Below are 13,327 nucleotides of genomic sequence, written 5' to 3'. Positions count from 1 at the left end.
CGTGGTCAGGCAATGGCCCGCTGCCTGTGCTCTGAAGACGCCCGGTGTTTGCTACGCTTGCACCCTCCCCACCAGGGCCCTCCACACCCGTTGCCTTGCGGCGCGACCCGCTCCTTTGCCCTTGCCAGACTGACCGATGTTCTACGCCATCCCCCTCGAAAGCCGGCCCACCTGGCGCAACCCGCCCTGGATGACGGTGGTGCTGATCCTGGTGAACATGCTCGTGTTCTGGGGCCCGCAGCGTTCGGAGGAAAAGGCGCAGGACCGGGCTGCCGCCTTCTATGTGGCCAGCCCTTTGCCCGCTGTGGAAGTCCCGCGTTTTGTGGCCTGGCTGGAGGAAACCGGCGACAAGCACCTCAAAGACGCCCGCGCCTTGCAAAAGGCGGGCGACCACCGCATGCTGCTGCGCTGGATGGAGCAGGAAGACGGCTTTCAGCAGCGCCTGAAAAGCCCGCGTTTTGTGCCGCCCGAAGATCCGCAGTACGCCGACTGGAAGGCCGCACGCACCCAGTACGAAGCACGGTTGCCTGCCCCCTTCACCCGCCAATGGGCGCAGAGCTTTGAAAAAGACGCGGAGCTGCGGCCCGTCACCTGGCTCACGGCCACGTTTTTGCATGGCAGCACCGGGCACCTCATTGGCAACATGGTGTTTTTGTTTCTGTTCGGCTTTTCGGTCGAGCTGGCACTGGGCAGGGGCTGGTACCTGGCGTTTTACCTGCTGGGTGGCGTGGGCGGCTCGCTGCTGGCGGGCTGGGCCTATGCCGGCATGGGCAGCTATGGCCTGGGCGCCTCGGGCGCCGTGTCGGCCCTCATGGGCATGTATGCCGTGCTGTACCGGCTGCGGCGCGTGCGGTTCTTCTACCAGCTGTTTTTCTACTTCAACTATGTGACCGCGCCTGCGTTGCTGTTGCTGCCCGCGTGGATTGCCAACGAGTTGCTGCAGCACTGGCTCAGCGGAAAGGGTGTGGCCTACATGGCCCACCTGGGAGGGTTGGTGACCGGTGCGTCGCTGATGGCGCTGACCATGCTGCTGCGCAAGAAGCCACTGGAGGTGCCGGTGACGCAGGACGCCGCGCCCGACGACGGTTTTGACACCCATGTGGCCAACGCCCAGCGCCTGGCGAAGGGCATGAAGTTCGAGCAGGCCCTTGCCCAGTGGCGCGCCGCCGCCAAGCTGCGCCCGCAAGACCAGACGGTGCTCAGCGCCTGGTTCAAAACGGCATCGCTGTGGCCCGAGGGCGAAGACTTCCACCGCGCCGCGCGCCGCATCTTCCGCCTGCACGCCCATGACGAGCAGACGCTGCAGTTTCAGCATGCCTGCTACCGCACGTATTTTGAGAAAGCCAAGCCCGGCGCCCGGTTGCAGCCGGACGACATGGCCCGCCTCTCACGCCGCTTTGCCCGCGCGCAGCAGTGGGGCGATGCGGAAAAGCTGTTCAACGCCTTGCACAAGACCGCCCCCACGCACCCGGAGCTGGGCGAGACACTGGGCATGCTGGTGTCGGCCTTGTGCCATGCGGGGCGGCGGGCGGAGGCGGTGGCGTGGGGGCCGTTGTTGCAGCAACTGGCGCCGGGGAGTGTGGCGTTGCGGGGGTTGGGGTGAGGCGGTGATTTTTGGTTGAATTGGGCTCTAGCGCTTATCTGAAAAGCGCTGGAAGCTATTGTTTTTATAGTGAATGATTGCCTTCCATCCAGAGCCGGGTCTCGGCCCGGCGGCCGAGGTACTTGTTCTTTGCTTCGCCAAAGAAAAGTACCCAAAAGAAAGGCGACCCCCAGTCTGCGACCCCTTCGCTTCGCTGCGGGGCAACCTGCGTCGGGGCGGTTGCGGGGTGCGCCGTGGAACTCGCTTTGCGCTGGCGCGCGCCGCTCGGACAACCACGGCGAGTCAGTTCACGAAGCACGCGCGCTCCGACGCGCGTGCCACCCCGCAACCGCCCCGCCGCAGGCGCAGCCACCAGGGGGTTGGGCAGCCGAACATCCAACAGCCGAACAGCCACACGGGCCATTGCTGCGCTCGGCCGCGCCTGCGCAGCGCGTGGCGCTTGCGCCCGCGAGAGGGGGCCGAGCGCAGCAATGGCCCGTGTGGATGTCGATCCCGGTGGGTTCGCTTCAGGATGCGCCGAGGAGCGGAGGTTTTGGCGGATCAGGGCTCGCGTCTGTTTGAGTGACGCGAAGCGGCGCGAGTTTAGCGAGACCCCGTCAAAACTGAGCACCGCAGGTTGCCCGTAGCGAAGCGAAGGGACGCAGCGTGTAGGGTCGCCTTCTCTTTGGTGACTTTCTCTTGGCGATCCAAGAGAAAGTCACTGCGCCGCCGGGCGCACACCCCGGCCTCCGCCCTCAAACCAGGCACGCCGCACAAATCAGCGAACGAGCGTGCCCCGGCTCCGACGGACTCAGCCCGAACGGTTCAGATCATCCGGCAATCACTATCAATACCATAGCTACCGGCGCTTATCCAGAAAGCGCTAGAGCCCCAAAAATTCTTCAACCCCCCGCCGCCTGCGGCACATGGTTGCGCAGCAGCCACCGCGTTTCCCGCGTGGCGTCCGTGTCCGGGTGGCGGGACTCCAGCGTGGCCAGCACGCGCAGGGCCATGTCGGCGCGGTTCATGCCTTGCAGCAGCACGCGGGCGACCAGTTCGTAGGCGGCGGGCACGCTGTCGTGGTTTTTGAAGCGGCGGTCAAAGCCCTGCAGCAAGGCCAGCGCGTCTTTGGCGTTGTTCGCATTCCAGGCGGCTTTCGCCAGGTGGAGGGTGGCGTTGGCATCCTGCAGCGCAAACTGGGCGTCCTTGGCACGGCAGGTTTGAAAGACCTTGAGCGCTTCGCCGCCCTGGCCCGAACGCAGCAGCAGCGGGATGTAGCGCTGGGCATGGTCGAGCAGGGTGGCGGTTTTGCCTTCGGCCAGTATCAGCACGCCGTGGTAGCGGCGCTGTGCGGGCACTTCGTCGCTGCGGGTGCGCTGGTCTTCGTAGGCCACCCCCAGGGCGCCCACCATGTCCCCGGCGGTGATCAGCTCGGCCACTTGCGCGTCGGTGGCGTCTTGCTCGATCTGGCGGGGGCTTCGGCGGTCCACGGGGGCGCCGTCTTCTTCCAGGCCCGCGCCGGGCAGCAGGTCAATGCCAAAAGCCGCGTGGTTCTGGTACATGGCGTAGCCCAGCAGGCTGGCCATGACCCAGCTGAAGTAGATGAGCAGCCAGTTGACGATGGGCAGCAGGATCCAGCCCTTGAAGAGGGGCACGAGCATGCCCAGCGCGATGAAGGTGCCCTGGCTCAGCAGGAAGAGAAACAGGCACAGCAGCAGGTAGGGCCAGCCAATGGTGCGCACGGCGTTCCAGGCGTTGGCGGGGTTCAGGGTTTCGGTAAAGCTGCAGGTCTGCACCAGCACGATCTGCGTGGCGGGCAGCAAGAAGCACATGGCCAGCCAGGCCAGCGTGCCCAGCAGGGGGTTCAGGCGCTGCAGCCAGCCCACGGCGATGGCTTGCACGATGAGGATGGCGAACAGCTTCCAGGGCAGGTTCTTCCAGTCCGGGTCCAGCTCGGAGGGATAGTCCTCGGCCTTGTAGATGCCGCGCGAGCCCAGGGCCGTGACCTTGAAGCCATAGCGCGATGCGGCCAGCAGGATGCCGATCTCCACGATCAGGATGCCCAGGGCGTCGGGCACAAAGAAGATCAGCTTGAACAGCAGGCTGGAGAGTGCCAGCAGCACGCCGTACATCAGCGGCTTAGGTTGCAGCGGAAACGCAAAAAAGGTGTTGATCTGGTGCCAGAACGGGCGGGGCGCCTTTGCGGTTTCGCGCTGCATGGGGTGCCTTGGGCTTATTTGGAGAAGAAGTCGGATTGCGACATCCCGCGCCCGCCCGCCATGCGCACCACGGTGCGCTGGTCGGAGCGCAGGAGCTTCATCTGCCCCATTTCGCGCACGATTTGTTCGTTGAAGGTGGAGCTGAACTGCATGACGGTTTCCCCCATCTTCAGCAGGCTGGTGCCTTTGACCTTGGCGCTTTTGCGGCCCGGTTCGATCTCGATGCTGTCGATGTGGAATTCAAACTCGATCGTCAGGATGCCGCCCATGCGGTCACCGATCTGCTCGAACATCTGCATGCTGGCCTTGAAGGCCTCGCACTGCTGGTCGTGGTTGAGTGTGCTGCGCTGCGTCTGGCCGTTCATCACCGTCTCGTCCTGGATGATGGCCTTGCTGCTGAGCTGTTTGCACATCAGCTCAGCGTCTCGCTTGTAGAGAGCGTGCGCGCTCTGGTCGTAGTAGGCGCGCACCATCTTTTCGTCCAATGTGCGCCCGCCGACAAAGTAATACCAGGCGCCCACACACAGAGCCGCCAGCAATGCGATTTTTTTCACGATTCCCTCTCTCCCGCTTTATTTTGCGGCGCAGTATACCGATGGGTTTGTGCGGGCTGGGCGTAGGCTGCTGCTGGCGCGGAGTCTGCGAACGAGTTGTTACCTTCCGTGTCATCGCAGGACGGGGCGGCCCACGGCATATCGGCTACCCTCGCGGTCGAGTCGGATAGAGGGATGTCAAAAATGAAATTCTTACAACGTGCCCTGGTGTTGTTTTCGGGGGCTTTGGTGTCGCTGGGCGCACACGCCTTGCAGATCACCAGCTTTTCACCGCAGGGCGAAGTGGCGCGCGTGCGGCAGGTGGTGGCCAAGTTCGATGCGGCGGCCGTCAACTTTGGCGACCCCAAGGCGCCCGCACCCATCAGCCTGAGCTGCAGCGACGCCGGTGCCACCAAGGGCACGGGCCGCTGGACGAGCGAGCGCGAGTGGGTGTTCGACTTCGAACGCGACCTGCCCCCGGGCGTGCGCTGCACCGCCTCGGTCAAGCCTGGGTTCAAGTCGGCTGCTGGCGCTGAACTGACGGGCGCTAAAAGCTATCAATTCAATAGCGGTGGTCCGTTCGTGCAGACTATCCGCCCCAACCCCTACGAGCAGATCGACGAAGAGCAGTTCTTCGTGCTGCAGTTCAACGGGCCCGCCACCATCGCCAGCATCCAGGCCAATGTGTGGTGCACGGTGGAAGGCGTGGGCGAGCGCGTCCCAGTGCGTTTGATCGAGGGCGCGCAGCGCGCCGAAATATTGAAGACGTTGGGCCTGGAAAAAAGCGCAGCGCAAGACCCCTTGCAATACGCCACGCTGGCCTGCAACCGGCGGTTCACCTCGGGCTCGCGCATGCAGATCGTGTTTGGCAAGGGCGTGGCCACGCCCAGTGGCGTGCCCAACACGGTGGAAAAACGCTTTGACTTCAAGGTGCGCGAGCCGTTCTCGGCCGAGTTCAGTTGTGAGCGCGAGAACGCGCAGGCTGCCTGTTTGCCCATCCGTCCATTGCAGCTGTCCTTCAATGCGCCGGTGCCGCGCAGCCTGGCCACGGCCATCCGCCTCAAGTCGGCCAAGGAAACCCTGAAACCCCAGACGGATGGGGCCATCGAAGGCCAGAAGGGCGATGCGCTGGTCAACAGCGTGCAGTTTGCTGCGCCTTTGGCCGAAAACACGGCCTTCACGCTGGAGCTTCCCAAGGATTTCAAGGATGCCTCGGGCCGCCCGCTGCGCAATGCGGAGAACTTCCCGCTGAAGGTGGCCACCGGCGGCATGCCGCCCCTGGCCAAGTTTGCAGCGGCGCCGTTTGGCATCGTCGAGCGTTTTGCCGAAGGCCCGCGCTCTGAAAAACCCCCGGCATTGCTGCCCGTGACACTGCGCAACGTGGAGGCCGCCCTGCGCGTGCAGGGCCTGCAGCCGGGTGCGGCGGTGCCCGCAGCGGCGCCTGGCAAGGTCAGCACGCTCAAGCCGCGCACCGACGCCGACATCATTGCCTGGTTCAAGAAAGTGCAGCGCTACGACAGCTACGTGGTGAACCGCAAGCAGGCACGCCAGGACGTGAATGGCCCGCTGCCCAAGGTGCTGGACGACGACAAGGAAACCGTGCAGTCGCGCATGGTGTCGCTGCTGTCCGGCAAGGGCGGCGTGAAGACGCTGGACCTTCCCAAGCCCGCGAGCAACGACCCACGCCCCTTCGAGGTGGTGGGGATTCCGCTGTCGCCCGGTTTCCACGTGGTGGAGATCGCCTCGCAAAAGCTGGGCACTTCGCTGCTGGACGAACGCCATGGCGACGCCCGCACGATGTATGTGCGCACCTCGGCCCTGGTGACCAACCTGGGCGTGCATTTCAAGCTCGGCCGCGAAAACGCGATGGCCTGGGTGACCACGCTGGACAAGGGCCAGCCCGTGCAGGGCGCTACGGTGCGCGTGTCCAACTGCAAGGGCAATGAGCTGGCCCATGCGCAGACCGATGCTCAGGGCGTGGCCCGCTTCGAAGGCCTTTCGTCAGAACCTCCCGGCTGCGGTGAGGGCGGCGATGGCGGCGAGTATGGCGAAGGTGGCAACGCCTATTTTGTGAGTGCGCGCCACAAGGATGACGGCGGTGTGGAGGACATGGCCTTCACCTGGAGCGACTGGCAGCGTGGCATCGAGCCTTGGCGCTTCAACGTGCCCACCAGCCGGGCTCCCGCGCCGGACGAACGCGCCCACACCATCTTCGACCGCACGCTGTTTCGCGCGGGCGAAACCGTGTCGATGAAGCACCTGCTGCGCGCCGAAACACGCCAGGGCTTTGCCCTGTCGGGATCGCGTCCCGACACGCTTGTCATCACCCATCTGGGCAGCGGCCAGCAGTTCACCCAGCCGCTGGCGTGGCGGGGCACGGCCACGGGCGGACTCAGCGCGCAAAGTACCTTTGCCATCCCGCCGGCCGCCAAGCTCGGGGTGTACCAAGTCGAGCTGGCAGGCAACGGCACGGTGAACGGCAGCCTTGCGTCGGGTCAGTTCCGGGTGGAGGAGTTCCGCCTGCCCGTGCTGGAGGGGCGCATCACCCCGGTCGAGAAGAAGGCCCTGGTGCGCGTGCGCTCGGTGCCTACCGATGTGCAGATCCACTACGTGGCCGGTGGCGGGGCGGCGAACCTGCCGGTGCGTGTGTCGGCCATGGTGCGCGGCAAGACGCTGCAATACAGCGACTACGAGACCTTCCGTTTCACCCCGCCACGCAAGCGCGAGCAGGGCAGTGCGGACAGCGCCAGCAGTGACGACGAGGAAGCCGCGGCCAGCCAGGATGCGCGCGTGATTGCCGACAAGCTGCCGTTGACGCTGAACAAGGACGGCGCAGGCAAGGTCACCGTCGACAACGTGCCCCAGGCCCGCCAGCCGCAAGAACTGTTGCTGGAGGCCACCTATGCCGACCCCAATGGCGAGGTGCAGACCATCCGCAGCACGCAGGCGCTGTGGCCCGCCGGCGTGGTGGCGGGCATCAAGACCGAAGGCTGGGTGTCGGCCCGCCAGAAGATCCGCTTCCAGGCGCTGGCGCTGCAGCACAACGGCAAGCCTGCGCCCGACACCTCGCTGCAGGTGCAGGCCGTGGCGCGCATCACCACCACCACGCGCAAGCGCATGGTGGGGGGCTTCTACAGCTACGACAACCAGACCGAAACGAAAGACCTGGGCACGCTGTGCAGTGGCAAGAGCGATGCGCGTGGCTTGCTGCTGTGTGAATCCAAGCTCGACGAGCCTGGCGAGGTGGAACTGGTGGCGACGGCCACCGACAAGGACGGCAACACCAGCGTGGCCGCCTCGTCGGTGTGGGTCACACGCCAGGGCGAGCTGTGGTTTGGTGGCGAAGACCACGACCGCATCGACCTGCTGCCCGAGAAGAAGAGCTACCAGCCCGGCGAGACCGCCAAGTTCCAGGTGCGCATGCCGTTCCGTTTTGCCACGGCCTTGGTGGCGGTGGAGCGCGAAGGCATCATCGACACCCAGGTGGTGCAGCTCAACGGGCAGGACCCGACCGTGAGCCTGAAGGTGCAGCCCGGCTGGGGCCCCAACGTATACGTGAGCGTGCTGGCCCTGCGCGGCCGCCTGCGCGAGGTGCCGTGGTACAGCTTCTTCACCTGGGGTTTCAAGGCGCCGGGCGAGTGGTGGACGTCGTTCTGGTACGAAGGCAAGGAATACCAGGCGCCCACCGCATTGGTGGATTTGTCCAAACCTGCGTTCCGTCTGGGCATGGCCGAGATCCGCGTGGGCACGCAGGCCCACCAGATCGACGTGAAGGTGACGGCCGACAAGGAGAGCTATGCCGTGCGCGGCAAGGCCCAGGTCACCATCACCGCCACGCTGCCCGGCGGCAAGCCTGCCGCGAATGCCGAGGTGGCATTGGCCGCCGTGGACCAGGCCTTGCTGGAGCTGATGCCCAACAACAGCTGGAACCTGCTCGAAGCCATGCTGCAGCGGCGCAGCTGGGGCGTGGAGACGTCCACTGCGCAAATGGAAATCATCGGCCGCCGCCATTACGGCAAAAAGGCCGTGCCTGCCGGTGGTGGTGGTGGACGGGCGCAGACGCGTGAGCTGCTCGACACCCTGCTGTTGTGGGAGCCCGCGCTCAAGCTCGATGCCAACGGCCAGGCCAAGGTGACCGTGCCGCTCAACGACGCGCTCACCACCTTCAAGATCGTGGCGGTGGCCGATGCGGCCACGGGCCTGTTCGGCACCGGCAGCACCAGCATCCGCGCCACGCAGGATTTGCAGATCATCAGCGGCCTGCCGCCCCTGGTGCGCGAGGACGACCAGTTCCGCGCCCAGATCACGCTGCGCAACACCACCAAGACGGCGATGAAGGTCGAGGTGGCCCCCCGTGCCACGCTGCTCGACCTGAAGCCACAAACCATTGACATCCCGCCCGAAGAAGCGCGTGAAGTCGCCTGGAGCGTGACAGCACCGGCACAACTGGCGCAAACGCGCGCCGAATCCATCCTGTGGGAGATCGAGGCCAAGGACACGGTGGGCGGCGCGCGCGATGCGCTCAAGGCGCGCCAGCGCATCATCCCGGCCGTGCCACTCACGGTGCAGCAGGCCACGCTGGTGCAGGTGGACGGCAGCTTCAACCTGGATGTGAACCCGCCAGCCGATGCACTGCCGGGCCGTGGGGGCCTGAAGATGTCGCTGCAGCCCAAGCTGGCCGAGGGCCTGCCCGGCGTGCGCGACTGGTGGGCACGCTACCCCTTTGCCTGCCTGGAGCAAAAGACCAGCAAGGCCGTGGGCCTGCGCGATGGCGCGCTGTGGCAAACCGTGGTGGCCCAGTTGCCCACCTACCTCGACAGCGACGGACTGGCCAACTACTTCCCGCCGCGCGACGGCGACAGCAACCGGGGCAGCGACACGCTCACGGCCTATGTGCTGGCCGCCACGCACGAGGCGTCCAGCATCAACCCCGCGTTTGCACTGCCCGACGCCGCCCGCGCGCCGATGGAGCGTGGCCTGATCGCGTTTGTGGAAGGCCGCATCCAGCGCGAGTTCTGGAGCCCGCGCAAGGACCTGGACATGCGCAAGGTGGCCGCGCTGGAGGCGCTGTCGCGCTACGGCAAGGCCCAGGGCCGCATGGTCAGCAGCATCACCATCGCGCCCAACCAGTGGCCCACGCACACGGTGATCGACTGGGTCAACGTCTTGAAGCGCGTGGCCGATGTGCCCGAGCGCGATAAGCGCCTGGCCGAGGCCCAGCAGATCCTGCGCAGCCGCCTGTCGTTCCAGGGCACCAAGCTCATCTTCAGCACCGAACAGGACGACTACTGGTGGTGGCTGATGCAAAACGGCGACGTGAACACGGCACGCCTGATGCTGGCCGTGATGGACGACCCCACCTGGAAGGACGACATGGGCCGGCTGGCCAACGGCTTCATCAGCCGCCAGCAAGCGGGCGCCTGGCACACCACCACGGCCAACCTGTGGGGCGGGCTGGCGCTGGAGAAATTCAGCGCCAAGTTCGAGGCCGTGCCGGTCTCGGGCACTACCAAGGCCACGATGTCTGGCAGCAGTGCCACCGTGGACTGGAGCAAGGTCGAGCGCGTGAAGGCCAGTGACGCCACGGGCGCCGCGCACCAGACGACCTGGTTCGGAGCCCCCGCATCGCCCGGCAACCTCAAGAACAACGACATGTTCCTGGCCTGGGGCAAAGCGGGTGGCAAGGAAAGCCTGGCGGTGGCCCACCAAGGGCCGGGCAAGCCGTGGCTCACGCTGCAGTCCGTGGCCGCCATCCAGCTCAAGGCGCCGTTTGCTGCAGGCTATGCCATCAAGAAGACCGTCACGCCGGTGGAGCAGGCCAACAAGTCGCTGCCCGCAGGCCAGTACACACGCGGCGACGTGCTGCGCGTGACGCTGGAGGTGAACGCCAGCGCCGACATGACCTGGGTGGCCATCACCGACCCGATCCCGGGCGGCGCTACCATCCTGGGCAGCGGCCTGGGGCGTGACTCCGCCGTTGCCACGCAGGGCGAGAAGCCCCGCAGCGGCAGCGGCTGGCCCGCGTTCGAGGAGCGCAGCTTCGAGTCCTTCCGCAGCTATTACGAGTACCTGCCCAAGGGCACGGTGAAGATGGAGTACACCGTGCGCCTGAACAACGTGGGCGACTTTGCCTTGCCGCCCAGCCGCGTCGAAGCCATGTATGCGCCCGAGATGTTTGGCGAAGTGCCCAATGCGCGCGTGAAGGTGGAACCAGCCCGGTAGACCGCAGAGACCACCATGCCCCACCGTGCCTTGAGCCAACCCCCAGCCCACGCGCCATGAGCCTCAGTGTGTTTGTGGAACTGCGGTTCTGGGTGCTGGTGGCGTTCTCGCTGGTGCTGCCTGCGGGCATCTACGGGCTGCTGCTGGCGACCCGGTCCATCTCGCGCATGGCGGTGCTGGGCTTTGGCGTGGCGCTGGTGCTGATTGCGGGGGTGGACGTGTACCTGCTGCAATCGCTCGCGTCCCTGGCCAAGACCACCCCGTCGCTGGCGGACGATGCGATGTTCATCTCCGAGCTGTCCATCGCGCTCTATGTGCTGCCCGTGGTGTTTGGTGGCATTGGCGTCAACCTGATTTCGCACGTGCTGCTGCGCCACCTGAGCGAGGCCGAAACCCGGTTTGACCGGGAGCACTCCGATGGCTGAACGGCGGTGGGCCGTGCGCCGCTGGTGCGCTGGCTGGGCTTTGTGGGTGGCGTGTGGGTCGGCCGCCTGGGCTATCCCCGCATTTGACGAGGTGCATGCCGACTTCAAACCGTCCGACACCCTCGTCCTCTCGCGCGAGGGCGAGGTGCTGCAGCGCCTGCGCACCGATGCCACGGTGCGGCGCGGCCAGTGGGTGCCACTCGCCGACGTGTCGCCTGCGCTGCGCACGGCCCTGGTGCTCAGCGAGGACAAGCGGTTTTTTGAACACAGCGGGGTGGACTGGCGCGCTGCGTCGGCGGCAGCCTGGGGCAACCTGTGGAACCAGCGCACGCGCGGCGCCAGCACCATCACCATGCAACTGGCGGGTTTGCTCGACGGCGACTGGCGCCAGGGCCCCGGCGGGCGCACCGTGGCGCAGAAGCTGGGCCAGACCGTGGCCGCGCAGGTGCTGGACCGGCGCTGGCGCAAGGACCAGATCCTGGAGGCCTACCTCAACCTCGTGCCGTTTCGCAGCGAGCTGGTGGGCATTGATGCGCTCTCCCGCACGCTGTTTGGCAAGGCCGCCCATGGACTGGATGACCGCGAGGCGGCCGTGGCGGCGGCGCTGGTGCGCGCGCCCAATGCGCGGCCTGCGCTGGTGGCGCAGCGGGCCTGTGGTGTGCTGCGCGACATGCAGCAGCGCCCCGGCAGCACCCAGCCGGCGGCGGCGCGCGTGGACTGCGATGCGCTGGACTTGTTCACCACCGCCGCGCTGCAGCGCCGTGCGTTTGATGCGAGCGAGGGCGTGGCCCCGCACTTTGCACGTTATCTGCTGCGCCAGCGGTCCAAGGACGCGGCGGTGCCTGAACGCCTGCCCAGCACGCTGCGCGCGCCGCTGCAGCGTTTTGCCGTGCAGAGCCTGCAGCAGCAGCTGCGCGAACTGCGCGGACGCAATGTGGAAGACGGCGCCGTGCTGGTGCTCGACAACGCCACGGGCGCGGTGCTGGCCTGGGTGGGGTCTTCGGGGCAGCTCAGCCAGGCCCGCGAGGTGGATGGTGTGCTGGCCCTGCGCCAGCCGGGCTCCACGCTGAAGCCGTTTTTGTATGCACAGGCCATCGAGCAGCGGCGGCTCACGGCGGCTTCCCTGGTGGATGACTCGCCCGCGCACATTGCCACCCCCGGGGGGTTGTACATCCCGCAGAACTACGACCGGCAGTTCAAGGGATGGGTGTCCGTGCGTACGGCGCTGGCCGCGTCGCTCAACGTGCCCGCGGTGCGCACCCTGGTCATGGTCTCGCCCGACGCGTTCCACCGGCAGCTGCGCGCGGTGGGCCTGCCGCTGCGTGAAAGCGGCGACTATTTTGGCTACAGCCTTGCGCTGGGCAGCCCGGAGGTGCCGCTGCTGCACCTGACCAACGCCTTTCGCACGCTCGCCAACGGCGGGCGGGCCAGTCCTATTGCAGGCACGCTGGCCAACGGCGGGCGCGTCAGCGCCGTGGCGCTGGCCGATGCCAAGCCGCACTTCACGCCCGCCATCGACCCCCGTGCTGCGTTCATCGTGGGCGACATCCTCTCGGACGGCAATGCGCGTGCGCGCACCTTTGGCACCGACAGCGTGCTGGCCACGCGTTTCTGGACGGCCGTGAAAACCGGCACCAGCAAGGACATGCGCGACAACTGGGCCGTGGGCTGGTCCGAGCGCTACACCGTGGGCGTGTGGGTGGGCAACGCCAGCGGCGCTGCCATGCACGATGTCAGCGGCACCAGCGGCGCGGCGCCCATCTGGGCGGCGGTGATGGGGTTTTTGCATGCGCGCGAACCCAGTCGCGCCCCCAAGGCCCCCCTGGGCCTGGCCCGTTCCGCGGTGCGGTTTGGGCCTGCCGCGCCGCAGCCCGGAAGCCCGGGCGACCACCCGCCGCTGGAGGCTGCACGGGAAGAATGGTTTGTGCAGGGTACCCAGCAAGCGCTATTTGCTATTGATTCGGTAGCTAATAACCCATACGTATCAAGCGCTGGTGGCAAAAAAGATCCAAAAAATTCCGCACAAAGTGGCGTGACTTCCGTCGCTGGCCTGGCTGCGCGCATCACCGCGCCAGCCCCCGGCACCATCATTGCACTCGACCCCGACATTCCCCCCACACGCCAGCGCCTGCAGTTCACCGCCACGGGCGACGGGTTGTGGTGGCGCATGGACGGCAAGCCGCTCGGGCGCGGCGCGCGGGTGGCCTGGCTGCCCTGGCCGGGGCGCCACGTGGTGCAGATCACCGATGCCGGGGGCCAGGTGCTGGACGAGATCCGCATCGAGGTGCGCGGTGCGGGTGCCGTGGCCCCCGCACCCAGGGGCACTGCGCATTGACGCCGTGAAGT

The 13,327-nt window shown here is 66.6% G+C and carries 6 protein-coding genes; 4 read left to right on the top strand and 2 right to left on the bottom strand.

Annotated elements, in window-relative coordinates:
* Positions 1–136: 136 nt before the first annotated feature.
* Complete coding sequence (locus ASE39_RS01775) at positions 137–1,603, top strand: rhomboid family intramembrane serine protease (RefSeq protein WP_057269997.1); 1,467 nt, start codon at positions 137–139, stop codon at positions 1,601–1,603.
* 881 nt (positions 1,604–2,484) lie between these two features.
* On the opposite strand, the gene ASE39_RS01770 is transcribed toward ASE39_RS01775, so the two are convergent.
* Together ASE39_RS01770 and ASE39_RS01765 are read right to left on the bottom strand one after the other, a co-directional pair.
* Complete coding sequence (locus ASE39_RS01770) at positions 2,485–3,801, bottom strand: hypothetical protein (protein ID WP_057269996.1); 1,317 nt, start codon at positions 3,799–3,801, stop codon at positions 2,485–2,487.
* A 14-nt stretch (positions 3,802–3,815) separates the two neighbouring features.
* Positions 3,816–4,355 (bottom strand): hypothetical protein, encoded by a 540-nt coding sequence (locus ASE39_RS01765; protein ID WP_057269995.1) that lies wholly within the window; start codon positions 4,353–4,355, stop codon positions 3,816–3,818.
* 183 nt (positions 4,356–4,538) lie between these two features.
* Between ASE39_RS01765 and ASE39_RS01760 the strand changes: the two genes are divergently transcribed.
* The 3 genes from ASE39_RS01760 to pbpC are packed head-to-tail and all read left to right on the top strand — an operon-like array spanning position 4,539 to position 13,316.
* The gene (locus ASE39_RS01760) at positions 4,539–10,556 is read left to right on the top strand and encodes an MG2 domain-containing protein (protein ID WP_057269994.1); all 6,018 of its coding nucleotides are present in this window, start codon (positions 4,539–4,541) and stop codon (positions 10,554–10,556) included.
* A 56-nt stretch (positions 10,557–10,612) separates the two neighbouring features.
* The gene (locus tag ASE39_RS01755; RefSeq protein WP_010463620.1) at positions 10,613–10,981 is read left to right on the top strand and encodes a hypothetical protein; all 369 of its coding nucleotides are present in this window, start codon (positions 10,613–10,615) and stop codon (positions 10,979–10,981) included.
* On the top strand, positions 10,974–13,316 hold the full coding sequence (gene pbpC / locus ASE39_RS01750) for a penicillin-binding protein 1C (protein ID WP_242421342.1): 2,343 nt from the start codon (positions 10,974–10,976) through the stop codon (positions 13,314–13,316). Before ASE39_RS01755 ends, pbpC begins: the two co-directional genes overlap by 8 nt.
* Positions 13,317–13,327 lie beyond the last annotated feature (11 nt).

The sequence above is a fragment of the Acidovorax sp. Root267 genome (genome assembly GCF_001429215.1).
GTDB lineage: Bacteria > Pseudomonadota > Gammaproteobacteria > Burkholderiales > Burkholderiaceae_C > Acidovorax > Acidovorax radicis.
Note: the sequence above shows the minus strand (reverse complement) of the source record. Positions and strands in the feature narration are given on the sequence as shown.

Bases quoted from the DNA above. Each gene is read 5' to 3' on its own strand.
- ASE39_RS01755 (WP_010463620.1), top strand. From the start codon at position 10,613: ATGAGCCTCAGTGTGTTTGTGGAACTGCGGTTCTGGGTGCTGGTGGCG.
- ASE39_RS01760 (WP_057269994.1), top strand. From the start codon at position 4,539: ATGAAATTCTTACAACGTGCCCTGGTGTTGTTTTCGGGGGCTTTGGTG.
- ASE39_RS01775 (WP_057269997.1), top strand. From the start codon at position 137: ATGTTCTACGCCATCCCCCTCGAAAGCCGGCCCACCTGGCGCAACCCG.
- pbpC (WP_242421342.1), top strand. From the start codon at position 10,974: ATGGCTGAACGGCGGTGGGCCGTGCGCCGCTGGTGCGCTGGCTGGGCT.
- ASE39_RS01770 (WP_057269996.1), bottom strand. From the start codon at position 3,801: ATGCAGCGCGAAACCGCAAAGGCGCCCCGCCCGTTCTGGCACCAGATC.